Annotated in this window: 27 protein-coding genes and 1 tRNA gene; 11 read left to right on the top strand and 17 right to left on the bottom strand. The window is 68.4% G+C overall.

The window, feature by feature from the left end; all coding sequences use genetic code 11:
- Window positions 1-20 precede the first annotated feature (20 nt).
- From cofH to BM310_RS13985, 3 genes are all read left to right on the top strand, one after another.
- Entirely contained in the window at window positions 21-1,412 is a 1,392-nt protein-coding gene (gene cofH, locus BM310_RS13995) for a 7,8-didemethyl-8-hydroxy-5-deazariboflavin synthase subunit CofH (protein WP_089808719.1), read from the top strand.
- 81 nt (window positions 1,413-1,493) lie between these two features.
- Complete coding sequence (locus tag BM310_RS13990) at window positions 1,494-2,042, top strand: hypothetical protein (RefSeq protein WP_089808717.1); 549 nt, start codon at window positions 1,494-1,496, stop codon at window positions 2,040-2,042.
- Between the two features lie 141 nt (window positions 2,043-2,183).
- Window positions 2,184-2,792, top strand: coding sequence for a hypothetical protein (locus BM310_RS13985; protein WP_177232655.1), 609 nt, complete (start codon window positions 2,184-2,186; stop codon window positions 2,790-2,792).
- On the opposite strand, the gene BM310_RS13980 is transcribed toward BM310_RS13985, so the two are convergent.
- The 6 genes from BM310_RS13980 to BM310_RS13955 all read right to left on the bottom strand — a co-directional run bounded on the left by BM310_RS13980 (window position 2,782) and on the right by BM310_RS13955 (window position 8,513).
- The gene (locus BM310_RS13980) at window positions 2,782-3,387 is read right to left on the bottom strand and encodes a class I SAM-dependent methyltransferase (protein WP_089808713.1); all 606 of its coding nucleotides are present in this window, start codon (window positions 3,385-3,387) and stop codon (window positions 2,782-2,784) included. The two genes, BM310_RS13985 and BM310_RS13980, sit on opposite strands and share 11 nt — an antisense overlap.
- Before the next feature lie 47 nt (window positions 3,388-3,434).
- Window positions 3,435-4,592, bottom strand: a complete 1,158-nt coding sequence (gene cofG / locus BM310_RS13975; protein WP_089808711.1) for a 7,8-didemethyl-8-hydroxy-5-deazariboflavin synthase subunit CofG — start codon at window positions 4,590-4,592, stop codon at window positions 3,435-3,437.
- 197 nt (window positions 4,593-4,789) lie between these two features.
- Window positions 4,790-5,410: a 2-phospho-L-lactate guanylyltransferase gene (gene cofC / locus BM310_RS13970; RefSeq protein WP_089808709.1), complete on the bottom strand. Its 621-nt coding sequence runs from the start codon at window positions 5,408-5,410 to the stop codon at window positions 4,790-4,792.
- Window positions 5,411-5,449: 39 nt separating this feature from the next.
- Window positions 5,450-6,235 (bottom strand): hypothetical protein, encoded by a 786-nt coding sequence (locus BM310_RS13965; RefSeq protein ID WP_089808707.1) that lies wholly within the window; start codon window positions 6,233-6,235, stop codon window positions 5,450-5,452.
- Window positions 6,204-7,385, bottom strand: a complete 1,182-nt coding sequence (locus BM310_RS13960) for a tubulin/FtsZ family protein (protein ID WP_177232630.1) — start codon at window positions 7,383-7,385, stop codon at window positions 6,204-6,206. The genes BM310_RS13965 and BM310_RS13960 overlap by 32 nt, the downstream gene beginning before the upstream one ends.
- Window positions 7,386-7,628: 243 nt before the next feature.
- The gene (locus BM310_RS13955; RefSeq protein WP_089808705.1) at window positions 7,629-8,513 is read right to left on the bottom strand and encodes a complex I NDUFA9 subunit family protein; all 885 of its coding nucleotides are present in this window, start codon (window positions 8,511-8,513) and stop codon (window positions 7,629-7,631) included.
- Window positions 8,514-8,674: 161 nt separating this feature from the next.
- Here BM310_RS13955 and tmk point away from each other — a divergent pair, with 161 nt between their 5' ends.
- On the top strand, window positions 8,675-9,274 hold the full coding sequence (gene tmk, locus BM310_RS13950; protein WP_089808703.1) for a dTMP kinase: 600 nt from the start codon (window positions 8,675-8,677) through the stop codon (window positions 9,272-9,274).
- 59 nt (window positions 9,275-9,333) lie between these two features.
- Here the strand turns inward: tmk and BM310_RS13945 are convergent, their stop codons facing one another.
- Entirely contained in the window at window positions 9,334-9,657 is a 324-nt protein-coding gene (locus BM310_RS13945) for a hypothetical protein (protein ID WP_089808702.1), read from the bottom strand.
- A gap of 50 nt (window positions 9,658-9,707) precedes the next feature.
- Entirely contained in the window at window positions 9,708-10,907 is a 1,200-nt protein-coding gene (locus tag BM310_RS13940) for a glycosyltransferase (RefSeq protein WP_089808700.1), read from the bottom strand.
- A 161-nt stretch (window positions 10,908-11,068) separates the two neighbouring features.
- Between BM310_RS13940 and BM310_RS13935 the strand changes: the two genes are divergently transcribed.
- Window positions 11,069-12,115, top strand: coding sequence for a thiamine pyrophosphate-dependent dehydrogenase E1 component subunit alpha (locus tag BM310_RS13935; protein ID WP_089808698.1), 1,047 nt, complete (start codon window positions 11,069-11,071; stop codon window positions 12,113-12,115).
- Between the two features lie 52 nt (window positions 12,116-12,167).
- Here BM310_RS13935 and BM310_RS13930 read toward each other — a convergent pair whose 3' ends face one another.
- Together BM310_RS13930 and BM310_RS13925 are read right to left on the bottom strand one after the other, a co-directional pair.
- Window positions 12,168-12,575, bottom strand: a complete 408-nt coding sequence (locus BM310_RS13930; protein WP_089808695.1) for a hypothetical protein — start codon at window positions 12,573-12,575, stop codon at window positions 12,168-12,170.
- 74 nt (window positions 12,576-12,649) lie between these two features.
- Complete coding sequence (locus tag BM310_RS13925) at window positions 12,650-12,883, bottom strand: Lrp/AsnC ligand binding domain-containing protein (protein WP_089808693.1); 234 nt, start codon at window positions 12,881-12,883, stop codon at window positions 12,650-12,652.
- A gap of 86 nt (window positions 12,884-12,969) precedes the next feature.
- On the opposite strand from BM310_RS13925, the gene BM310_RS13920 reads away from it, so the two are divergent.
- On the top strand, window positions 12,970-13,653 hold the full coding sequence (locus BM310_RS13920; RefSeq protein WP_089808691.1) for a potassium channel family protein: 684 nt from the start codon (window positions 12,970-12,972) through the stop codon (window positions 13,651-13,653).
- Between the two features lies 1 nt (window position 13,654).
- Entirely contained in the window at window positions 13,655-13,885 is a 231-nt protein-coding gene (locus BM310_RS13915) for an Lrp/AsnC ligand binding domain-containing protein (RefSeq protein ID WP_089808688.1), read from the top strand.
- A 36-nt stretch (window positions 13,886-13,921) separates the two neighbouring features.
- On the opposite strand, the gene BM310_RS13910 is transcribed toward BM310_RS13915, so the two are convergent.
- The 4 genes from BM310_RS13910 to BM310_RS13900 all read right to left on the bottom strand — a co-directional run bounded on the left by BM310_RS13910 (window position 13,922) and on the right by BM310_RS13900 (window position 18,316).
- Complete coding sequence (locus tag BM310_RS13910; protein WP_089808685.1) at window positions 13,922-14,422, bottom strand: DUF5813 family protein; 501 nt, start codon at window positions 14,420-14,422, stop codon at window positions 13,922-13,924.
- Window positions 14,423-14,793: 371 nt separating this feature from the next.
- A complete protein-coding gene (locus BM310_RS13905) occupies window positions 14,794-17,241 on the bottom strand; it encodes a methyl-accepting chemotaxis protein (protein ID WP_089808683.1) in 2,448 nt (815 codons plus the stop codon).
- An 87-nt stretch (window positions 17,242-17,328) separates the two neighbouring features.
- Entirely contained in the window at window positions 17,329-17,505 is a 177-nt protein-coding gene (locus BM310_RS21025) for a hypothetical protein (RefSeq protein ID WP_177232629.1), read from the bottom strand.
- Window positions 17,506-17,566: 61 nt separating this feature from the next.
- Window positions 17,567-18,316 (bottom strand): tetratricopeptide repeat protein, encoded by a 750-nt coding sequence (locus tag BM310_RS13900; protein WP_089808681.1) that lies wholly within the window; start codon window positions 18,314-18,316, stop codon window positions 17,567-17,569.
- A gap of 79 nt (window positions 18,317-18,395) precedes the next feature.
- Between BM310_RS13900 and BM310_RS13895 the strand changes: the two genes are divergently transcribed.
- Window positions 18,396-19,262 (top strand): hypothetical protein, encoded by an 867-nt coding sequence (locus BM310_RS13895; RefSeq protein ID WP_089808679.1) that lies wholly within the window; start codon window positions 18,396-18,398, stop codon window positions 19,260-19,262.
- 149 nt (window positions 19,263-19,411) lie between these two features.
- On the opposite strand, the gene BM310_RS13890 is transcribed toward BM310_RS13895, so the two are convergent.
- Window positions 19,412-19,496, bottom strand: a tRNA-Leu gene (locus tag BM310_RS13890).
- A gap of 139 nt (window positions 19,497-19,635) precedes the next feature.
- Between BM310_RS13890 and BM310_RS13885 the strand changes: the two genes are divergently transcribed.
- Window positions 19,636-21,300: an ABC transporter substrate-binding protein gene (locus tag BM310_RS13885; protein WP_089808677.1), complete on the top strand. Its 1,665-nt coding sequence runs from the start codon at window positions 19,636-19,638 to the stop codon at window positions 21,298-21,300.
- Between the two features lie 84 nt (window positions 21,301-21,384).
- On the opposite strand, the gene BM310_RS13880 is transcribed toward BM310_RS13885, so the two are convergent.
- Both BM310_RS13880 and BM310_RS13875 read right to left on the bottom strand, forming a co-directional pair.
- Window positions 21,385-21,738: a ferredoxin gene (locus BM310_RS13880; RefSeq protein ID WP_089808676.1), complete on the bottom strand. Its 354-nt coding sequence runs from the start codon at window positions 21,736-21,738 to the stop codon at window positions 21,385-21,387.
- 85 nt (window positions 21,739-21,823) lie between these two features.
- A complete protein-coding gene (locus BM310_RS13875) occupies window positions 21,824-22,336 on the bottom strand; it encodes a peptidylprolyl isomerase (protein ID WP_089808674.1) in 513 nt (170 codons plus the stop codon).
- A gap of 92 nt (window positions 22,337-22,428) precedes the next feature.
- On the opposite strand from BM310_RS13875, the gene BM310_RS13870 reads away from it, so the two are divergent.
- Together BM310_RS13870 and BM310_RS13865 are read left to right on the top strand one after the other, a co-directional pair.
- Window positions 22,429-22,641, top strand: a complete 213-nt coding sequence (locus BM310_RS13870; protein WP_089808671.1) for a DUF4177 domain-containing protein — start codon at window positions 22,429-22,431, stop codon at window positions 22,639-22,641.
- Window positions 22,634-23,707, top strand: a complete 1,074-nt coding sequence (locus BM310_RS13865) for a hypothetical protein (RefSeq protein WP_177232628.1) — start codon at window positions 22,634-22,636, stop codon at window positions 23,705-23,707. Before BM310_RS13870 ends, BM310_RS13865 begins: the two co-directional genes overlap by 8 nt.
- Window positions 23,708-23,761 lie beyond the last annotated feature (54 nt).

Here is a 23,761-nt window from a genome sequence, read left to right as displayed (position 1 = left end):
CCGCGCGGTGGTGACGAACCATGACCGACGCGTCGGCTTCGGGCGGGGCGGACCTCGACTTCGAACACGTCCCCGACACCGACCAGTCGTTCGAGAACGCGCTTGCGAAGGCGCGCGCCGGTGACAGACTCACCGTCGCCGACGGCGTCGAACTGATGACGACGGGGACGGACCGCGAGGGCATCGACCCGGTGCGGAAAGAGCAGGTGCTGGAGGCCGCCGACCGCCGCCGCGCGGAGATGGTCGGCGACGACGTGACGTTCGTCGCGAACCTGAACAACAACGTCACGACGGCCTGCAACACCGGCTGTCTGTTCTGCAACTTCAAGAACACGGCCCACCAGTTCGAGTCCGACCACGAGGGCGACCACACCGGGTTCACGAAGACGCCCGCCGAGTCCCGCGCCGTCGTCGAGGACGCCCTCGACACCGGCATCTACGAGGTCACCTCCGTCTCCGGCCTCCACCCCGCGTTCGTCCTGAACGAGGAGCACCGCGAGATTCTCGACTCGTACGACGACCCGTACGCCGAAGTCGACTACAAACCGCCCGCGGCGTACGACACGGACCCCGGCGCGTACGTCGAGCAGATGCGCGCGATGTCCGTCGGCGGGGCGCACCTCCACTCGATGACGCCCGAGGAGGCGTACCACGCCCGCCGCGGGACGGACTGGTCCTACGAGGCGGTGTACCGCGAACTGAAGGCCGCCGGCCTCGCCTCCGTGCCCGGCACCGCCGCCGAGATACTCGTCCCCGAGGTTCGCGACGTCATCTGTCCGGGGAAGATAGGAACCGACGAGTGGGTCGAGGGGATGGAGGGGGCGATGGCCGCCGGCCTCGACGCGACGGCGACCATCATGTACGGCCACGTCGAGAACGAGGCTCACCGCGTCATGCACCTGAAGGTGATTCGCGACCTGCAGGACCGAACGGGCGGCATCACGGAGTTCGTCCCGCTCTCGTTCGTCCATCGGAACACCCCGCTGTACGAACGCGGACTCGTCACCGAGGGCGCCTCCGACGCCGAGGACGAACTGATGGTCGCCGTCGCGCGCCTGTTCCTCGACAACGTGGACAACGTCCAGTCCTCGTGGGTGAAGTTCGGCGACGCCAAGTCGCTGAAACTGCTCAACTGCGGCGCGAACGACTTCATGGGCACTATCCTCTCCGAGGAGATAACGAAGCGCGCGGGCGGCGACTACGGCGAGTTCCGGTCGTTCGACGACTACGTCGAGATGGTGTCGGCCATCGGCCGCCCGCCCGTCGAACGCTCGACCGACTACCGGCAGCGACGCCGTCTGGACCCCGACGACGGCCCGCACGGCCCGATGCTCGGCCCGCGCGCCGACGGGACGCCGATGGTCGCGCGCCCCGAAGACGACGGCGGCGAACCGGCGCCCGCGGACGACTGACCGCGGCGGCCCGTCGGCGGGCGCGGGACCACTCTGCCGAGGGGCGCAGTCTGAAGTGTCCGTCGCCCCTCTCTGTGAGCGATGATGGTGACGACCCACGCCGCCGCGGCACTCCTCCTGTTGGGCGCGCCCGCGGCCGTCGTGGCACCCCAGTTCACGGCGGCGGCCGTCGGCGGCGCCCTCCTCGGCGGCGTCGCGCCCGACGTCGACCTGTTCGTCGGCACGCACCGCAAGTCGCTCCACTACCCCGTCTACGCCTCGCTGGCGGGCGTCGTCGCCGCCGTCGTCGCCGTCGCGGCCCCCTCCTCCGCGACTGTCGCCCTCGCGACGTTCCTCCTCGCCGCCGGTCTGCACGCCGCGTCCGACTGGTTCGGCGGTAGCGACGAACTCCGCCCGTGGGAGCGCACCTCGCCGCGCGCGGTGTACCTCCACCCGCGAAAGCGGTGGCTCAGCCCGCGGCACGTCGTCCGGTACGACGGCGCACCCGAGGACTTCCTCCTCACCGCCGCCCTCGCCCTCCCGGCGGCGTACCTCGTCCCCTCCGCTCGCCTCGTCGTCGCCGTCGGACTCGTCGTCGCCGCCGTCTACACCCTGTTTCGGCGGCGCGTTCCCGACGTGCTGGGCATCTGACCCGGGTCGAGGGCGGCGCGTCGGCGGGCGGACGGCGACGCCGGACCCGAGCGCACGAGATATATGCCTCCGCGTCGACCAGTTCGGTCGGATGAACGAACCACAGAGGCATCGCGCGCGAACGGCGGTGAGCGAGCGATGATGGCGCCGACGCACGTCGGGGCGGGCATCGCACTCGCCGCTCCCGTCGCCCTCCTCGCGCCGGAACTCGCGCCACTGGTCGTCGTCGCCGCCGTCGCGGGCAGCGTCTTCCCCGACCTCGACATGGTGGCGGGCGAACACCGGCGCACGCTCCACGCCGTCGAGGCGTACGCCCTCCTCGCGGTCCTCGCGACGTTCGCCGCCGTCGTCGCCCCCTCAGCGCCCGCTGTCGCCGCCGCGACGTTCTTCGTCGCCGCGGCGCTTCACCCCCTGTTCGACCTCGCGGGCGGGAGTTCCGAGGCGCGCCCGTGGGAGGCGGCGACGGACCACGGCGTCTACCTCCGGTCGCGCGAGGCGTGGGTCGCGCCGAAGCGGTGGATTCGCTACGACGGCGCACCCGAGGACCTCGCGCTGGCCGCCGTCCTCGTCGCGCCCGGACTGGTCGTCTTCGGCGAGGGCGTCCGCGCGTTCGCGCTCGGAACGCTGGTCGTCGGTGCCGGCTACGCGCTCTGCAGGAAACGGATTCCGCAGTTGTCCGGGCGGGTGAACCTCCCCGTTCCGCCGGTGCTGACGGCCGTCGTCGCCCTCGTCTCCCTCTTCAGGCGGTGACGTCGCCGGTCGACTCGTTCCGCCCGACGACGGCGTAGTGGTACGGCGGCAGGTCGACCGTCTCCCTGTCGTCGAACGCCGCCGAGAACACCTCGCGCGTCTCCGCGACGGACATCCGGAGGTCCTCGGGCGGGCCGCGCGGTTCGCCGTCGACGGTCGTCTCGGCGCGCGGCAGGTCGTGCCAGTTCACGACGACGAACCGCCCGCCCGGGCGGAGCGACTCCCGCGCCAGTCGCGCGAACTCGGCCTGCCGTTCGACGCCGTGGAACGTGTTGGCGACCAGTACCACGTCGACGGGTTCCGGCAGGACGTCCGGGAGGTTCCGGGCGTCGCCGTGGAGACAGCGGACGTTGGCGCAGTCCCGGGCGTCGGCCCGCGTCGAGAGTTCATCGAGCAACGCTTCGTCGATGTCCACGGCGTACACCGGTTCGTCGCCGACCACCTCCGAGAGCGGGAGCGTGAAGTAGCCGTTCCCCGACCCGACGTCCGCGACGGACTGACCGGCGTCGATGCCGACGCGCCGGAGGACGGCCTTCGGTTCCGGCCAGAGCGTCTCCCACCAGTCCCAGTCGGGCTGTCGCGTGTTCTCGAACACGGTTCTGATTCGCCGACTGTCAGGATAGTTCGCTCGGTGGTGTGCGCTCAGTCCGCAGAGCCGACGGCGAGGGGGCCGTCGCGTCTGGCGACGCCGCGGTAGCGTTCGCCGTGGACGTCGTCGGCGTCTATCGCCGCGCGGACGCGGTCGGAGAGCCACGTTCCGGTCGCCGGCCGGCCGTCGAACTCGGGGCGGCGGTGACGCTCGGGGAGGTAGCGCTCGTACACCGGCAGGCGTTCGTGCAGGGGGACCCCGCCCGCGTCGGCGACGTCGCGGAGTTCCCGCAGCGCGGGCCACTCGTAGTCGGGGTTGACGTAGTCGTCGGTGACGGGCGAGACGCCCCCTAGGTCGTCGACGCCGCAGTCGAGGAGGTCGCGCGTCGGCGAGAGGTTCGGCGGCACCTGCACCGACACTTCCTCGGGGAGGGCGGCGCGGGCCATGGCGACGACGCGGCGCATCGTCGCCACCGACGGCCGCTCGAAGCTCGACCGCTCGTTCGGGACGACGTTCTGGACGATGACCTCCTGAACGTGGTCGTGGCGTTCGTGCAGTTCGCGGATGGCCAACAGGCTCTCGGCGCGGTCGCGCCACGTCTCGCCGATGCCGACGAGGATGCCGGTGGTGAAGGGGACGCCCACCTCGCCCGCGGCGCGGACCGTGTTGAGTCGCTGTCCCGGCGTCTTCCGCCGGCCGCCCGAGTGCGCCGCCACGTCCGCCGTCGTCTCCAGCATGACGCCCATCGACGCGTTGACCGGGGCGAGGCGCTCGAACTCGGCTTCGGTGAGGTCGCCCGGGTTCGAGTGCGCGAGCAGTCCCTCCTCCATCGCCATCTCGCAGCAGTCGCGCAGGTACGCCAAGACGTCGTCGTACCCCCACTCGGCCAACTGGTCGTGTATCGCCGTGTAGCGGTCGTCCGGTTCGTCGCCGAACGTGAATAGCGCCTCCGTGCAGCCGGCGTCGGCGCCGACTCGGAGCGTCTCGCGCACCTCCTCGGGCGACAGCAGCGTCGCCTCGCCCGGCACGTCGTAGTAGGTGCAGTAGGTGCAGGTGTACCGGCAGGCGGTGGTCAACGGGAGGAAGACGTTCCGGGAGAAGGTGAGTTCCGACGCCGGGTCGACGTCGTCGGGCGAGACGGCCAGCAGTCGCTCGACGGCGTCGTCGTCCGGTTCGATGTGTACGTCGTACTCGTCGGCCGCAGGGAACACGACTGCGCGTCCGTCTCGGAGGCACAAAAGTATGTCACTCGCGGTGACGCCGGCCACGTCTCCGCGCGGGGACTGCGCGACGCGCTACTGCGTGCGGTACGGTGCGGACGGTGAAACGCCCGCTCGCGCCCGGCACACCCGGCGCGTCGCGCATCGTGAGACTTCGTCGCTGAAACGTATAGTCCTACTGGCGTGGCTCACTCGCGCGCGACGCCGACGCGGCCGTCCGCGACGGCGAGTTCGAAGCCGGCGTCCGTCAGCCACGCCCGCGCGGCCCCCTCGCCGTGGAGGAGGACCTCCGCGAGGTCCGCGGGTTCGTCCACGTCCGTCGCCAACCGCATCGAATCGACGACGGCGACGGACAGTCCGGCGTCGGCCGCGATTCGCCGGTGGTCCCGGTAGGAGGCGCCGTGGTAGTCCACGCGGAACGCCGGGTCGCGGACGACGAGCGCGTTCGTCCCGCCGCCGCGCCCCGGTGCCACGACGACGTCGCCGTCGCTCTCGAACAGTCGCGCGAGCGCGTCCGGCGTCGCGAGCGGCAGGTCAGCCATGACGACGCCCACCGCCGACTCCGCCTCCTCGGCGAGTATCGCGTTCACCGCGGGCGTCAGCGGCCTGTCGTCGACGACGACGGGGGCGTCCACGCCGTCGTCGAGCGGTTCCGTGGTCAGGACCGTCGGCGTCTCGCCCGCCGCGCGGACGGCGGCGACGACGTCGTCGCGCATCGCGCGGGCGAACGCGCGGCGTTCGTCGGGAGCGAGGACGCCGGCGAGGCGACTCTTCGGCTCGCGCGTGGTGTACGGGACGACGACGTGCATGTCGATACCGGCGTGGTCCGCAAAGAAGAACGGTGCGGCTCAGCCCAGTTTGTCGTAGCTGTCCTGCTGGGAGCGCCAGTAGAAGACGCCACCGACCACGACGGCCAGGGCGACGAGTCCGCCGGCGGCGTACACGAGCAGTTGCTGCGTCTGGCTCGACTGCTGGGCCTGTTGGGCCTCGCTCTGCGCCTGATTCGCCAGCTCGGTCGCGAGTTCGAAGTTCCCGTTCTCGAACGCGCTGACGGCGTTGTCGAACGTCGATTCGGCCTGGTCGGACCCGGCGCTCTGGACGGCCGCCTGCGACTCGTCGAGCGCCGACCGGGCGCTCTGACTCTCCTCGGTGAAGTGCTGCGTCGTCCACGACCCGATGTCGTTCGAGGAGCCGCCTTCGCGCGTCTGCTGGAGGCTCATGACGGTGAACGACTGCGCCGGGTCGTACACGTACGACTCGACGCTCGGCGCGGTGCCGGAGACGCGCACCTCGACCTCGCTGGTGCCGTCACCGGCGTCGATGGACGCGCCGCTGAAGTTCTGGCCGTCGAACGACTGCTGGTTCACCTTGGCACCCGTCTGGTCGTAGTAGGTGACGGTCCACGTCACGTCCGTCAACTCGGTCGACCCGGCGAGCGTCCACGACTCCAACTGCGGGTTCTGGTACAGTTCGTTCAGCGTCACCGTCGTGGTGACCTTCGAATCGACCTGCGCTTCGCTGGGCACGTCGTCCTCGGCGACCGACACGGCGGCGACGGGTGCCGCGAGGGCCGTCAGGGCGACGAGACAGGCGAGCGCGAGCTTAGAAAAGCGATTCCAACTCGTCTTCGTCATCGTTGACCAGATTTTCCAAGTTCTCGTCGCTCTCCTGCCGAATCTCGTCGATGTTCTCCTGCGCTTCGATGGCCACCTGCTGCAACTCCTTGATGCGGGGCACGTTGGTGACGCCCGAGAGCAGGATGACCGACGCGACTTTCCCCGAGTTGCGGATGGGGTAGTCGCCGCCGCGGACCTCCATGCTGCCGGTCTGCTCCTCGATCCACTTCCGGCCGCGCTCTATTCCTTTCCGGTTGAGATGCTCCGGCGGACCGGCGAGGACGAGCAACGCGCGCTCGGTGCCCTCTATCTCGCACGGGAGCGTGAGGCGGCCGAGTGCGGCCTTCCGGACCAGCGACGTGATGCGGTTGGTCGTGTGGGCGGTGTCTATCTGCTCGTCGCCGTCGCCGCCGGTGATGCGGGAGAGGAGTCCGCCGCTGGAGTTCTTCTCCTCGACCGTCTCGGAGGCGTACCCGACGGTGGAGACGCCGCCGCCGGCGAGCGTGTTGATTATCTCCGAGGAGTCGACGACGCTCTCTGCGACTTCGCCGCCGTGTTCGACTTCGCCCGCGCCGAACAGGACGCCGAAGCGAGTGACTATCTCCTCGTTTATCTCGTCGTACCCCCCCTGGACGGACTCACCGGTCTTGCGCCAGGCGTCGTTGTCGAACACCATGAGGTTGTCAACCTCGCGGACGAACGTCTGGAACGACCGCGCGGCGTTGAGGGTGTAGATACCGCCCTCGTCACCGCCCGGCAGGACGCCGAGTCCGTAGACTGGCTCTGTGTAGATTCGTTTCAAGTGTTTCGCTAATACGGGCGCGCCACCGCTGCCGGTGCCGCCGCCGAGTCCGGAGACGACGAGGAACGCGTCCACCTCGTGGACGGGGATGCTGTCGATGGCACCCTGCACCTCGTCGATGTCCTCCTCGGCGATTTCAGCGCCGAGTTCGTTGTCGGCACCGACCCCGTGACCCTTCACACGCGACTGCCCGATGAGGACCCGTTGGTCCTGCGGGATGTGCTCTAGGCCCATCAGGTCGGCCTTCGCGGAGTTGACTGCGACGGCGGCCCGGACGATACCCGAACCGTGTCGCTGGTCGTACTCGACGAATTTGTCGACTATCTTTCCCCCGGCTTGCCCGAATCCGATCATTGCGAGTTTCATCGTTTGTTCGGTCCCCTCGCCATTGACTATATGCCAGCACGAATGCGAACATAAACTTTGTGATGGGGAAACATCTGGAAAATGATACAATAATCCTCGAAATCGACAGACGTGGGGCAGACGTTAATCACCCGTTATACGAAACCGGGTAATTCTCACTATAGAGAATATCTCTTTTTATATAATATTTTGCGGTCGATAACGGACGTGATGCGGCAATTTTTTCTTATTCTACTCGTCGCCCTAGTCGTTGAGGTACGCCCGCAGCGTGGTCAGTTCACCCGTACCGTAGTCGAACGCTCCGATGTCGTTGTCGTCGGTGACGTTGTCGAACTTCAGCGACCGGTACTGGTCCGAACCCATCGGGAACCCGGGAATCGCGCCCCCGACGGCGAGTCCCACCTTGGCGAGACCCATCGGAACCGGGACCACGGTGGTGGACCGCCCGTTGGACTCGTGTATCAGTTTCGCTATCTCCGCGAGAGTGAGTTTGTCCGGGCCGCCGATCTCGTACGTCTGGCCGACGTGTTTCTCGTCTTCGATAGCGTCGGCCATCATCCGGACCACGTCGTCGACGTGAATCGGTTGGAACCGCGTCTTTCCGCCGCCGGGGAGTGCGCTGACGTACGGCGGCGCGAGCAGTTTCGTGAACTTGACGAACTCGCCGCCCTCGCCGAAGATGACCGACGGGCGGAAGATGGTCCAGTCGAGGACCGATTCGGTGACTATCTGCTCGGCTTCGCCCTTCGCTCGGATGTAGGCGGTGGGGCCGTCCTCGTCCGCCCCGAGAGCGCTCATCTGGACGAACCGGTCCACCTCGTGTTTCTCGGCGGCGCGCACGACGTTCTCGGTGCCCTGTCGGTGAATCTTGTCGTGCATCTCCTTGCCCCCGCTCGGTTTGAAAAGCGGCGACAGTGCGACGAGATTGTAGACGGCGTCAATCCCCTCGAAGGCGTTCTTGATGGAGTCGTACACCGTGACGTTGCCCATCGTCTTGTTCACGCCCTTCGGCAACGCCTCGCTACTCGGACTCCGCGAGAGGGCCGTCACCTCGTGGCCCCGCGCTTTCAGTTCACGGCACAGGTTCGTTCCCACGAAACCGCTTCCGCCGACCACGAGAACTTTCATCACCTACAGTTGTCGCGGAATCGACGTAAATGTACCCCCGTTGGGTGCCGTCGTCTCGCGATTTGTGGGCGAATTCGACCCTCGAACCACCGCCGACCCGACGCGGTCCGGGGCGGCGGCGACCCGAGCGGTTTTACTCCCCCGACCGTCCACCTCGAACCATGCTCATCACGCTTGAGGGGTTAGACGGCAGCGGAAAGACCACGGCGTGGGAGGCGTTGCACGACGCCCACCCCGACGCGGTGTTCACGCGCGAACCCACCGAGTCGTGGTACGGCGACGCCGTGTCCCGGTCGATGGCCGACGAGGACGCCGACTCGCTCGCGGAACTGTTCCTGTTCACCGCCGACCACGCCGACCACCTCTCGCGCGTGGTCCGCCCGGCACTCGCCGACGGCGAACTCGTCGTCTCCGACCGCTACTCGGACTCCCGGTTCGCCTATCAGGCCGCGACGCTCGAAGAGTCGGACCTCCGCCGACCGCTGGACTACATCCGCGGCATCCACGCCGCCTTCTCCCGGCCGCCGGACGCGACCATCTACCTCGACGTGGACCCCGAGACGGCCGCCGCGCGCGCCGGCGCGACGAACAAGTTCGAGCGCGCCTCGTATCTGGAGTCGGTGCGGCAGAACTACGAACGCCTCATCGACGCCGAACCCGAGCGGTTCGTCCGCGTCGACGCCAGCCAACCCCCAGAGGACGTAATCGAGATGGTCGAACGTAGCGTCGAGCGACTCGTCGCCGAACACGAACGGCGGTAGCGCTCGGGGCCGCGCTTCGAACGAGTCGTTCCCAGTTTCGCGCTCCGCCGCGGTCGTTCCTAGTTCCGCGCTTCGGGCAGGTCGTACTCCTCCGGCGGCGGGACGTACAGCGTGTCGACGGTGAACCCGAGCGCCAGCGGCATCCCGATGGACGCCGCGAGCAACGCCGGCGTGTCGAGGTTGAGACTGCCGCCGATGGGGAGGAGGCCGAAGAACACCAGCGTCGTCACGAGGAGGACGACGGGGATGAGCAGCAGGGAGTAGACGACGTACCCCCACTGCGTCTTCAGCCGGATGCGGAAGAATCGGGTCATCACCGCCGCGATGAGGGTGTGCCCCGCGACGACCACACCGAACAGCACGAGGTCGAGGACCGAGACCATACCCGACGTAGGGCGCCCGACGACTTTACATGCTCGGGTGCGTTCGACGCTCAGTCGGCCGTCTGGTCCACCGACCGCCTGCCGTCCTCGTCGGTCAGGTCGCCCGGTTCCATCTCGGGGTGGGCGTCGACCAGTCGCTCGGGAACCACCTTCTCGGTCACCTCGAACGTCCGCACCGGCGAGAGGACGCCCCACATCGCGCCGGCGGCGTGGACGACGACGGCCACCGGCGTGAGCGCCACGTACAGGAGAGCGAGAGGGAGCGACTTGCCGTACGATACCGCTCCGAGCGCGGTGTAGACGTAGAGCAGGAGGCCGAACCCGGTCGCTATCCCGGCGTACAGCGCGAAGTTCGGCGCGGTTCCGGGGTGGACGTAGGCGGCCACGACCAGCAACGGCACCAGCGGCGAGAACGCCCACGCGACGATGCGCGTCGCGTACAGCGGACGGTAGCGCCACGCCAGGTGACTGTCGTCGTCGATGGACCCCGAAATCCACCGCCGGCGCTGGCGTATCAGCGCGCGAACCGACGGCGGCGCCTGATTCCGGAACTTCGCGTCCACGAGGGCGTACGTCGCGCGGACGTCCCGCGCCGCCCGCCAGACGAAGTTGGTGTCCTCCGTCAGCGTCTTCGCGTCCCACGTCACGCGCGCCTCGACCGACCGCCGGACCGCGACGGCCCCGCCCCACGCGTACAGGGGGTAGCGGAGTCGGTGGAACCCGCGCTGTTCGTACTGGTAGCCCATCCGGAACACCTCACAGAGGTAGGCGAGCCTCGACCCCGTGAACATCGGGAGTTCGGAGAACTGCACCACGTCTGCGTCCGGAACGCCGTCGAACCCGGTCATCAGCGTGTCTTCGTCGAGGTAGAGGACGTACTCGCGGTCACACGCCACGTGTCGTCGGGCCCACTCGACGGCGCGTCCCTTGTTCGTCGCCTCGCAGGTGAACGCCGACGGGACGACGTGCACCGTCGCGCCCGCGACGGTCATCGGTCGCTCGGCGACGACGTGGACGTCGGGTATCTCCTCGGGGATGGCGTCCACCGTCGCCTGCACCACGTCCTCGGCGTCGACGGTGAGTATCCGCACCTGCACGTCCTCGGGTCCCCAGACGAGTCTGTCGTCGGTCCGCCACCCTCGCGACAGCACCGTCGTCTCGAACAGCCACCAGAGCGCCGAGAACCCGTAGAACCCGAGGGAGACCCACAGGAGAACGGTCACGACGAGTTCGGCCCGCACCTCGAACATACTCTATTTACTGACTGTCCCGATATAAGTAGAGTGCACCGTTCCGGACTACGTGGGCCGTTAAACCGGCGGTAGCAGGTTCCTGTGGGGCCGAGACCGGTTCGTGCCGGTGACGCGCGTGAACCGGGGACGTTTATCACGAGTCACGGTGTGAAGCCGACATGCACCGACTCATCGGTGAGCGGTCCCTCGACGACTCGTGGCTGGACGAGCAAGACGCGCGTGCGGCCTTCCGCGACATGGTTCGGACGCGGCGGTTCGACGAACGCGCACTCGCGCTCCAACGGCGGGGGTGGATGAGCGGCTATCCGCCCTTCACCGGACAGGAGGCCTCGCAGGTCGGCGCGGCCCACGCGATGCGCGACGACGACGTGCTGTTTCCCACCTACCGGTCGAACGCGCTCCAGATCGCTCGCGGCGTCCCGATGAGCGACATCCTCGCGTTCCGCCGCGGCCGCCCGGAGTACCTCTCGGACCACGACGTCCCCGTCTTCCCGCAGGCGGTGCCCATCGCCACGCAGATTCCGCTGGCGACGGGCGCCGGGATGGCGGCGAACTACACCGAGGAGGACCACGCGATTCTGGTCTGCTTCGGCGACGGCGCCACCTCCGAGGGCGACTTCCACGAGGGGCTGAACTTCGCCGGCGTGTTCGACGCGCCGGTGGTGTTCTTCTGCGAGAACAACGCGTGGGCCATCTCGATGCCGCGGGAGCGACAGACCGCCAGCGACTCCATCGCCGTCAAGGCCGAGGCGTACGGCTTCGAGGGCGTGCAGGTGGACGGCAACGACCCCCTCGCGGTCCGCGAGACGGTCACCGAGGCCCTCGCCGACGCCCGCGAGGGGAGTCCGGTCCTCGTGGAGAGCCTGACGTACCGTCAGGGGGCTCACACCACCGCGGACGACCCGAGCGCTTACCGCGACGACGACCCGGACCTGCCCGAGTGGCGCGTCCGCGACCCGCTCGACCGCTACGAGGAGTTCCTGCGCGACCGCGGGGTGATAGACGACGCGTTCGTCGAGACGGTGCGCGAGAACGCGGAGGCCGAACTGAAAGACGCCGTCGAGTGGGTCGAGGACCTGCCGCCGGCCGACCCCGACGACGCGTTCGAGCACGCCTACGAGACGCTGTCGCCGGCCCTCGTGGAGCAACGCGAGGAGATGCGCGACTTCCTCACCCGGCACGACCCGAACGAACTGGAGTACTGAGCGTCGGGGGGTCGGCGCGCGGAGCGGTCGCAGCCCACCGGCCCGACGCGAATCAGGGTGGCAGGACGCTGCCCTCGTCGCCGGCGTACTCGATGCCCGCCACGGAGTGGAGGTACCAGTTGCCGGCGGCGACCCCTCCGAGGAACGAGACGACGCCGAGGCGGACGCCGGGCGACCCTCCGGTCGCCAGCCACACCAGCGACAGCGTGACCGAGAGCGTGAACGCGAAGCGGAATCCGCGGTGCGTCAGCGCTTCCGCGACGCGCGGAGAACTCTTCCCCAGCGCGAAGAACGCGCCGACCGGAATCGGAACGAGCGCCGCTCCCAGAACCGTCCACGGGGACGCCTGAAGCAGTACCGTCGAGAAGCCACCGAGGGAGGCGAACACGGCGGCGGCGAGCAGGGACGTCCAGGCTTCGGTCTTCAGCGACGTTCGGAGGTCACGGGGGACCGTTGGCACGCGACACAGTATCCCCGAGCGACACTTGACCGTTCCGCTCACCTTCGGCCGTCGCCCCTCGCGCCTCGCCGCACTCAGTCGTCCATCGTGATGTACGTCTTCGTGTCCGTGACGCCCTGCAACCCCTGCACCTTGCTCGACGCCGTCTGGAGCACCTCGTACACCTCGTCGGTGTCGACTTCGGCGATGATGTCGTACGCGCCCGCCACGATGTGCGCCTCCGTCACCGTCTCCAGTTCTCGAATCGGCGCGAGGAGCCGCTCTGATTCGCCGGCCCCGGTCTTGACCATGATGAAGGCGTGGACCATGCTACACAGGTGCACGCCGCGCGACATAGCGTTTGCGCCGGCCGTCGGGGGAAGCTTATTCATCTCAGGCGGTGTAGGTATTCTCCATGCGGTTCGTTATCATTGGTGCAGGTCGTGTCGGACTCAGAACGGCCCGCGTCCTCCGCGAGGAAGGGCACGAGGTGACACTCGTCGAGGTGGACGCCGACCGAATCGAACGCGCCCGCGAGGCGGAGTTCGAGGTGGTCGAAGGCGACGGCTCCAGAGAGGTGGTCCTCGACCGGGCGGGCGTCGCGGACGCGGACGCCCTCGGCGCACTCACGAGCGACCTGAACGTCAACTTCGCCGCCTGTTCCATCGCCAAGCATCACGGTCTGCGGACGGTGCTTCGCGTGGACGAGGACTACCGCGAGGAGGTGTACCGGAAGTACGCCGAGGAGGTGGACGAGGTTGTCTACCCCGAACGCCTCGGCGCTATCGGCGCGAAGAACGCCCTCCTCGGGGGGTCGATTCGCGCCATCGCCGACATCGCGCAGAACCTCCAGGTGGTCCTCATGACCGTCTCCGACGAGTCGCCGATGCGCGGCTACTCCATCGAGGAGGTGGCGCTCCCGGCGCACGCTCGCATCCTCGCGTTCGGGAAGGCCGACGAGAAGATGGGCATCCCGATGGGCGACGACTCCCTCGAGACGGGCGACAGACTCGCCATCCTCGCGGACTTCGACGTGCTCAACGAGGTGCGGCAACTCGTCGTCGGCGAGGACGTCGCCACCGCCGCGGGGGGTGCCTGAGATGGTCACCGCCTACGTGATGGTGAAGGCGTCGACGGGCGACGTGGACCGACTGAAGCAGTCGATGCTCGACCTCGACGCCGGCGTCGAGACCGTCAGCATCGTCGCCGGCGACGTGGACTTCATCGTCAAGGCGAACGTCGACGGTCCGGGCGACGTCAAGGACATCGCGGCGTCCATCCACGAGATGGACGGCATCGAGGACACGCAGACGTACATCGCGATGGACTGAGACGCCGCGCCGCCCCATTTCGACGTCGGGACGCTCTCAGAGCGGTGCGCCGTCGCTGTTGGCCGCGTCCGTCGCGCGCTGGACGAGGCCCGAAACCGGCTCCGTGTACTCGTAGCCGGGGATGATTCCCTGCACGTACGTCCCCTCGACGTAGTCGATGACCGCGCCGGCGTCCGCGACGCCGCGCCGTTCGTCGATGTCGGTGAAGGACGTGCTGACCACCGCCGTCGACCCCTCGCGGGACACGTCCACGTCGAAGTCGTGCTCTTTCTTGGTGACCCCGCCGACGTCCTCGACGCGCAACTCGAACGTCTCGTACCAGCCGTCCTCGACGACAGGGGCGACGTCGTCCTCGACGGCGGCGTCCAGCATCGGGACGCGGACGGTCACCGCGAACGCGATTTCGCCGCCGTCCGCGCCGGCGGTCACGCGGCCGTCGAACGCCGTCGCCGTCCACTCGTACGTCGTCTCGTCCACCTGCTCGAAGGAATCGTGGTCGCGGAAGGCACGCCGTGCCCGGTCCGGTACGTCGCTCATCGCTTACAGACAGGTGACGACGGGACAAAAGCCCCTCGCGTCGCGTCTCCGCCCGGCCGCGTGCGGTTTCGTCACGACGGCACACAACCGGAGATTTTCCTGGCGTGCGGCACGTTTAAGTGTCTGCCAGCCATCGGAACATGTGACGCTTCGCTTTGGAGGGCCGAAGCGTCAGCGGGGACCAATTCAGGGCGGCAGCGTCCGTTCGGGCTGTTCCCGAACGGGCGCTACCTTTTCCCACTGATTCGCACGTTCGAGCGACGGCGCCGACCACCGAACCGGTCGGTCGATTCATTTGATTCGTCCACTACGCCGAGTTCGAGTGGCGACGCTCTCGCGCCGTCGCGGGCGAAGCGACGGCCCGCGGCGGGTCACTCGTGCCGGTCCGAGTCCGCTCGCCCGGCCTCTGTCGCGGCGGCCGTCACTCCGTCCGCGTCGCCGTCGTCGGTCCGGTCGGCGTCCGTTCTCTCGTCGTCGCCGTCGGTCCGGTCGGCGTCCGCTCTCTCGTCGCCGTCGTCGGCCTCCTCGTCCGGCTTTTCGTCGCTCTCTCCGCTCTCCGCGTCCTCGCCGTCCACCGGGTCGGCCCCATCGCCGGTCGCGACCGGCGTCTCGTCGGCGTCCCCGCGGGTCCGCGCGTCTTCCCTCACGTCGAACGTCTCGACGCGTGCGGCGAGGTCCCCCGTCTGGTCGGCCAACTCGTCCACCTCGTCGGCGACGGTTTCGAGCGAGGCCGTCTGTTGCTGCGCCGCGGCGGCGACCTGTTCGGCCTCGTCGTGCGTCTGCGCCGCGATGCTCGCCGCCTCGTCCACGCGGTCTGCGGCCTCCTGCGTCGCCGAGGCCTGCGAGTCGGTCGCCTCGTCGATGGAGTGGACGCCGTGGTCCACCTCCTCGACGATGTCCACCGCCTCGCGGATGGCGTCGACGCCGTCGTCGATGGTCTCGGACCCGTCCTCGACGGACGACTGCATCTCCTCCATCTCCTCGACCGCCTCGGTCGTCGCCTCGCGGACCGACGCGATGGAGTCGGCGATGTCGTCGGTGGCCGCAGCCGTCTCCTCGGCGAGTTGCTTCACCTCGTCGGCGACGACGGCGAACCCCTCGCCGGCCTCGCCCGCCCGCGACGCCTCGATGGAGGCGTTCAGCGCGAGGATGTTCGTCTGCTCGGCGATGTCGTCGATGAGGTCGACGACCGACGCGATGTCGGCCACCTCCTCGTCCAGTCGGGACACGCGCGCCGTGACCGCTTCGGCCTGGTCCGCTATCTCGTCCATCTCCCGACCGACCGCCGTCGCCGCCTCGCGCCCCTCGTCGCCGCGCGTCGCCGCCTGCTTCGACAGCGTCGCGAGTTCGTCCGCCTGCGCGGCTATCTCCTCGACCGTCGCCGACAGGTCGGCCGTCTGGTCGGACACCGCCTGCAGGGTGTCGAGTTGGTCCGCGACGCCCGCCGTTATCTCCTGCGTCGACCGACTCACCTGCTGGCTGGCGGCCGACACCTCGTCGGTGCCGGCGCCGACCCGTTCGGACGCGGCGGCGGCCCGGTCGGCGAACGCGCCCACCTCGGCCACCGTCTCCTCCCACTCGTCCATCATGCGGTTGAAGCGGCGGCCGACTTCGGCCATCGACTCGGCGTCGCCCGCGGCGTCGGGGTCCATCCGGACCGTCAGGTCGCCCGCGGCGGCCTCGTCCATCGTCTCGCCGTAGTCGTCGGCGGCGCGTTCGAGAGACGCGGCCGTCGCCTCGGACTGCTCGATGCGCTCTCGAAGCGCGTCCCGCATCTCGGCGAACGCGTCCGACAGCGCGCCGAACTCGTCTATCCGACTCGACGAGAGGTCGACATCCATGTCGCCGTCGGCGAGTCGTTCCGCCCGCGTGCGGAGGCGACGCAGGGAGACGACCGTACTCCGGCCCAGCGTCAGTCCCATCACGACGAACCCGGCGACGGCCGTCCCGATGAGGATGAACAGGTCGTTTCGGACCTCCGTGAGGAGGGCGAACACGTTCTCGCGCGGCGCCTGGACGAGGACGACCCAGTCGGTGCCCGTGACCGGCGCGTAGGCGACGACGCTCGCGTCCGCGGCGCGTTCGACGACGCCGCCGCCCTCGGCCGCCGCCGCGGCGTCCAGTCCGGGCGCGGCGTCGCCGTCGCGGTACGTCGTCAGGACGTTCTTGCCGTAGCGGTCGAACAGGACGGTGCCGTCCTCGCGGACGACCTGCGTGTGCGACCCCTCGACCGGTCGCCGGAACGACTTCGCGTGCTGCGTCGCGTCGGTGACCAGCATCACCGCGCGGTCCGTCCCCGGAATCGGGCTGGCGAAGGCGACCAGTTGCAGTCCGCCGTTTCGGTACACCTCGCTCACGGCCACGTCCGTCGACTGGGTGAACGCCAGTTCGCCACGCTGCCAGCTGAGGTCCACGTCGTCGAGCGACTTGGTCTCCATCTGACCGGCCGTGCTGCGGACGATGTCCCCCGTCTCCAGGTCGACGTAGTGAACCGCGTACACGTCGTTCGGCAACCGGCCGTGTTCGCGGAGGAGCGTCCGGTCCACGCTGTCGGGGTCGTCGGCCTGCAACCCGCGGTGCTCCGACAGCATCCGCGCCCGCTGTCGGTTCGTGGCCACCCACTCGTCGAGGTTCGCGGCCTCTAGCTCCGCGATGGTCTGTAGTTCGGCGTGCTTCTCCCCCGTCAGTTCGTCGCCGACCACCTGTTGGGTGTACAGGCCGACGCCGACCATCGACGCGACGAGGACGGCGAGCACCAACACGTACTTCCGGAAGTAACTCCGCCGAAAGAACGCTGGAAGAACGTCCAGTCTTCTCATCGACGTGAACGTATCTGGTACCCTATTTAGTGATTGCTACCAATTATCAAAATAGGTACTCGGGAGGGCGCGCCGAGAGGAGGCGACTCACTCGTACTCGCCGAGCGTCCCACCGATGCCGACGCCCGCCGCGATGAGCGACCCGACGCTGGCGGCCAAGTAGATCGGAACGGCGGAGAGCGCACCCAACAGCGCGGCGCAGAAGAGACTCGCTCCCATCGCTCCGAGGAGGTAGTCGAACCGCGTGGGTTCGTCGGCGGGCATCACTGACATGGCGTGTAATGAGATATAATTAGCCAGCCTCGTATAAGTTGCGGGCGACGCGTCACTCGCGAACGTCTCGCACGGATTCCGCGTCGCGACGCCGCGTCGCCCGTTCCTCGACGGCGGCGGCCCGTTCGTACTCGCCGAGTGCCGCCAGCGCCCGGACCCGTTCGTCGTGGACCCACGCCGTCCGCAGACCCAGCGAGAGGGCCACGTCGAGACACCGTAGCGCCTCGGCGTGTTGGCCGCGTTCGTTCAGGAAGTACCCGCGGTTGTACCACGCCTCGGGGAGTCGCGGGTCGCGTTCGACGGCCGCCTCGGCGTGCTCGAGCGGACTCGTGCTCTCGCCCGCCTCCCAGAGGGCCGCCGCGAGGTTCGTCTCCGCCGCCGCCGACAACGCGTCGTCGGCGTCGATGCGCAGGGCTTCGCGGTGTGCGCCCGCCGCCTCGTCCCACTCGCCGAGTTCGCCGTGCGCGATGCCCCGGTTCACCCACGCCTCCTGCGCCGCCGCGGAGTCCTCGGGGGCGTAGTGGGCCGCCCGCGCGAACGAGTCGATGGCCTGTTCGTACTGTTCGATGGCGACGTACTCCACCCCCACGTCTATCAGCGCTGATACCTCCACGTCCGCGGGTCGAACCGCCCCCTCCTCGACCACGTCCGCGAGGACGTAGTCGTCCGCCGGGTCCACGTCGGCTATCGGCCCCTCGAAGGCGGGGTCCAGACGGTCCGGCCCGAGGTCGAACCTCTCGTACGGGTCGCCGAAACCCTGCCCGTCGGAGTAACGGTGCGGTGAGGAACGTCGCGTCGTCATCCCGGAACCTTGGACGCTGAGCGAGATAACCGCGTCGGCGGCCGAAAGCTTATGCCGAGACTGACGAGCAATCGACCGCATGCCCTCCAGACGAGACGTGCTCCGCCTCGCCGGGGGTTCCCTCCCGTTCCTCGCCGGGTGCGTCGCCGGACCGCCCGCAGGGGACGCGGCGTCACCCGAGTCGGCCACCGAGACGAGTCGTCGGACGGCGACGACACCGGCGACAACGGCACCGACGGCGACCGGACCGACGGCCGACGTGCGAATCCGTGAGGTGACCGTCACGCCCTCGCTCGTCGCCCTGAACTCGCCGGACTCCATCGGCACCGACGGCGACCGAGACGACCAGTTCGTCGTCGCCGGCGTCGGCTCCCGCGGCCGCCTCCCGTTCGACCGCGCGGCGTTCGAACTCGCGACCGAGGAGACGACGTACGCGCCGACGGCGGCCCGTCAGGTGACCGCCTACGGGATGCTCTGGGGACACGGCGACCCCTACGAACCCGAGACGGGCGGCTTCCTCCTCTTTCGAGTCCCGAACCCGCTGGCCGCCGACTCCGTCGCCCTCCGCTGGCCGGACGGCGAACGGTCGCTCCCCGAGGACGCCCTGCGGCGACTGCGCCGCCCGCCGACGACGTTCGCGGTGCGTGAGTTCGCCGCACCCGCGTCCGTCACCACCGGGTCCGAAGCGACGCTGACGCTGACCGTCGAGAACGTCGGCGACGCCGACGGCACGTTCGTCGCCGGCCTCAACCGCACCGGCCCGGAGATAGCGTACGCGCCCGTCGAAGCCGTCTCCATCGACGCGGCGGCCGGCGAGTCGGCGACGTGGACGCACTCGTACACGCCGACGGTGCCGGCGCCGGACGAGGACCTGTCGTTCGACTTCGTCATGCACTGGCGCGGCGGCGACGAACGCGCGACTGTCGGCGTCGAACCGCGCGGGTAGCGGAAATCTGAACCGGGTACGTCGGTCGGAGAGAGTGTACGGGAGACGGGAGTCGGACGACGGGTCGTCTCGGTCGCTATCGCTCGCGTCACTCCCTGATTCGAGTCCCACCGACGCCGCTCCGCGCTCACTTCGTTCGCGCAGGAGAGTGCGGGGGATGGGATTCGAACCCATGAACTCCTACGAGAGCGGATCTTAAGTCCGCCGCCTTTGGCCTGGCTCAGCCACCCCCGCGCGTCTCCCGATTATTCACTGTCTCCAATGATGGTTTCGCTTCGCCGCCGGCCGGTGTCTGGACGCGCATCGTAGATGCCGGAGAGTTATGTGACCAACCGCCACTCATTAGGGGCTGTGTTGGGTACGTTGGACGAAAATGAACGGAGAAGACAACAGTCCGTCCAGACGTCGTGTCCTGCAAGCTCTCGGTGCCGCCGGGGTAACGGGACTCGCCGGCTGTTCGGGCGGTGGCGGGGACGAAGCGACCGACGCGGCGACCACCGAGGGGTCGGCCGCGACTGGGACCGAGACGGAGTCGGCCACGGAGACGGCCGAGTCGGGGGGCGGGACGTTCTACTTCGCCCAGACGAAGTCGCCGCTGGACTTCGACCCGCTGAAGGCCAACGACATCCCGTCGCTGCAGGTCGTCGAGCGCATCTTCGACTCGCTGTACACCTACGAGGAGGGCACCTCGCTGACGCCCGAAATCGCCGACGGCGAACCGGAAGTGAGCAAGGAGGGGACGCGGTACGTCGTCTCGCTGAAGGACGGCGCCACGTTCCACAACGGCGACCCAATCACCGCCGAGGACGTGAAGTACTCCTTCCTCGCCCCGATGCGCGAGGAGACGGAGAACGGGTCCGAGTTCACGATGATAGACTCCATCACCGTCGTGGACGAGCGGACGGTCCAGTTCGACCTGAAGTACCCGTTCGGGCCGTTCCGACACAAACTCGCGTGGACGCCCGTCCCGAAGGCGTACCGCGAGGAGAACAAACAGGCGTTCAACACCTCGGACCCCCTCGGCAGCGGGCCGTTCGAGTTCGCCGACTGGCAGGAGGGCGACTACGTCCGCCTCGAACGCCACGAGGACTACTGGGGCGAACCGATGCCCGAGGTGCAGACGCTGGAGTTCACGCCCATCACCGAACCGACGACGCGCGTGACGACGCTCCGCAACGAGGAGAACCACGTCGTCCAGACGGTGCCGCCGAAGCTCTACTCGACGGTCGAGGGCATCTCCGGGGCGAACATCCAAGAACAGCCCGGACTCGGCTACTACTACCTCTCGTTCAACTGCAACGAGGGACCGACGACGGACAAGAAGGTCCGAGAGGCCATCGACTACGCCATCTCGATGGACCAGGCGGTGTCGAACTACGTCGAACCCGCCGGCCAGCGGATGACGAGTCCGCTCCCGCAGTCGCTCATCGACTCGTGGGGCTTCCCCGGCGAGGAGTGGTCGCAGATTCCGCACGAGAAGGACGCCGAGAAGGCGCGGCAGTTGCTCGAAGAGGCGGGCGTCCCCAAGGACTACAGCTGGAAGATAATCGTCCCGCCGGACGACAAGCGCGAACAGATCGGTATCACCGTCTCGAACGCCCTGCAGTCGCTGGGCTACTCGAACGCGACGGTCCAGCGTCTCGACTGGGGCGCGTTCCTCGACAAGTACTCGACCGGCAACGAGAACGACTACAACATGTACACCCTCGGCTGGGTGGACGAGGTGGACCCCGACGGCTACCTCTGGTACATGTTCCACGAGGAGACGGAGGGCGAGACGAACGGCTGCTACTACAGCAACGACGAGGTGATGTCGCAACTGAAGCAGGCCCGGGAGTCGCCCGACCAGGAGGAGCGCAAACAGCTCTACACCGACGCCATCACCACCATCCTCGAAGACCGCCCGCACCTGCCCGCGTACAACCTCAAGAACAGCTTCGGCGTGCGCGACTCCGTGAAGGGGTTCCGCGCGCACACCATCTCCAGCGTCAACCCCCGTATGGCCGGTCCGCTGGGGACCGTCTCCATCGACGAATAAGGGCACCGCGACGGTTCGGTGACCGCACTTTTTCGGTTCGTCGCCGTCGACCGACCGACGACGCCGACGCTCGCGACGGGCGCGCTACCAGTCGACGCTGAGCGTCCCGTCCCCGTTCGGGTCGGGCGCTAGCTCCTCGTCGGCGCGTCGGTCGATGACGTGGATGACGCCCCGTCCCTTCTTGGCCGGACACACCTCGGCGGCGCGGACGTTCTCCGCCAGTTCGTCCTCGCCGAAGTAGTAGGACTTCGGCCGCGCCAGCCCCGACGTGATGTCCATCTCCCAGTTGTCCGCCACTTCCGCGCACTTGCCCGCGCCGAAGCACTTGTTCGCCTCGAAGATTATCTTGTACGGCTTCTCGTCTACGGGCGGCGCGTTCGCCTCGTCGCCCACCTCGCTCGGACGAAGTGGTTCGTCCGACGACTCGGAATCGCTCATCGCCGGAGGATAGCGGCGGCGCGAACTTTGCGCTGTCGGTCGACCCGTCGGAAAATGCGTGTCTCGCCTCGCTGTCGCCGGCGACTTACTGGTCGACGTCGACGGACTCGATGACGACGTCCTTCATCGGCTTGTCGTTGCGGTCCGTGGGGAGCGAGCCGATCTCCTCGACCACGTCCATCCCCTCGACGACTTCGCCGAAGACGGCGTGGCGGCCGTCGAGGTGGGGTTGGGCGTCGAGCGTGATGAAGAACTGCGAGCCGTTCGTGTTCGGACCGCTGTTGGCCATCGACAGTTTGCCCGCGCTGTCGTGGCGGAGTTCGTCGTGGAACTCGTCGTCGAACTGGTAGCCGGGACCGCCGCGGCCGGTCCCCTCGGGGTCACCGCCCTGAATCATGAAGTCCTCGATGACGCGGTGGAAGATGGTCCCCTCGTACAGCGAGTCGGTACGCTTCTCGCCCGTCTCGGGGTCCGTCCACGCCTTCTCGCCCGTCGCGAGGCCGACGAAGTTCTCGACCGTTCGCGGCGCGCGCTCTTCGAACAGTTCGACGACGATGTCGCCCCGGTTGGTGTGCAGCGTCGCAGTCGGGTTGCTCATACCCTTCCGAGGGGGTGCGGGGTGAAAACGTTGGTGAGTCGCCCTGCTCGGCGGCCGGTACTCACATATCGCCGCCTACCGGAGAGTCGCCCATGACAGGTGAGACGACGCGGTGGGAGTATCGGACGCTCCGTCCGCCGCGGGGGTCGGCCCGGGCGGAGGCCGAAGACCCGCAGGCGGCGCTGAACGAACTCGGCGAGGAGGGGTGGGAACTCGTCTGCGGCGTCGACTACACCGACGGCGGCACGAAGTACCTCGTCCTCAAGCGCCCGAAGTCGGTTGCCGACACGGAGAGTCATGGCTGACGCGGAGGACGGACGCGAGATAATCGACCGCACGTACGACCCGAGCGCGGACGACGACGCCGCCGTCGCGACGGCGAACACGATGCGCGAACGCGCCGGGGAGTCGCGGCTGAAGCTGTGGATTCTGCTCGACGCGAACCGCCTCGTGGCGACGGGCGTCCTCGCCGGGACGTTCTTCGTCCTCCTCGTCGTCACGGGCATCGCGCTGGACCCGCCGTTCCTGTCCACCGTAGCGAGCGGCGACGTGCTGGACACGATGTTCTCGACGATGGCCAGCGCCACCATCACCGGCGTCACCCTCGTCGTCACCATCACGCAGGTGGTCATCTCGCAGGAGTTGGGGCCGTTCGACGACCAGCGCGCGCGGATGAGCGGCGCGATGGACACCCGCGAGTACATCCGCGAACTCACCGGCCTCGACGCCGCCCCCGCGGACCCCTCGGCGCTCCTGTCGTCGCTCGTCGCCGCCGCGCAGGTGGAGGCGGCGAACGTCGCGGACGCCACCGCGAAGATAGACGACGAGGACGCCAGCGAGGAACTGTCGAGCTTCTGCGACAGCCTCTCGGAGAACGCGGACGTCGTCCTCGACAGACTCCACGGCGCGCAGTTCGGGACGTACGACCTCCTCTCGGCGGCGCTGGACTTCAACTACGGACGCAAGGTGTTCGAGGTGGACCGACTTCTGGCCCGTCACGCCGACGCCATCGACGACCCGACGAGCGCGGCGCTGAACGACCTGCGGGACGCGCTGGTGATGTTCGGGCCGGCCCGCGAACACATCAAGACGCTCTACTTCCAGTGGGCGCTCACCAGCCTCTCCCAACTCGTCGCCTACGCCGCCGTCCCCGCGCTCTTGGTGTCGCTGTCGATGCTGGCGTTCGTCGACGCCGCGACGTTCACGGGGTCGATAGCCGGCGTGAACAACGTCGTCTGGGTGACGATGCTCGCGCTCACCGTCTCGCTCCTGCCGTTCCTGCTCTTGCTGTCGTACGTGCTCCGCATCGCCACCGTGGCCAAGCGCACGCTCTCTATCGGCCCGTTCGTCCTGCGCGACAGCCAGCGGTGACCGGCGGCCGCGGCGTCGCTTTCCCCCGTCCGTAGCTACTAACCGCGTCGTTCC

The sequence above is a fragment of the Halogeometricum rufum genome, assembly GCF_900112175.1.
GTDB classification, from domain to species: Archaea; Halobacteriota; Halobacteria; order Halobacteriales; family Haloferacaceae; genus Halogeometricum; species Halogeometricum rufum.
Note: the sequence above shows the minus strand (reverse complement) of the source record. Positions and strands in the feature narration are given on the sequence as shown.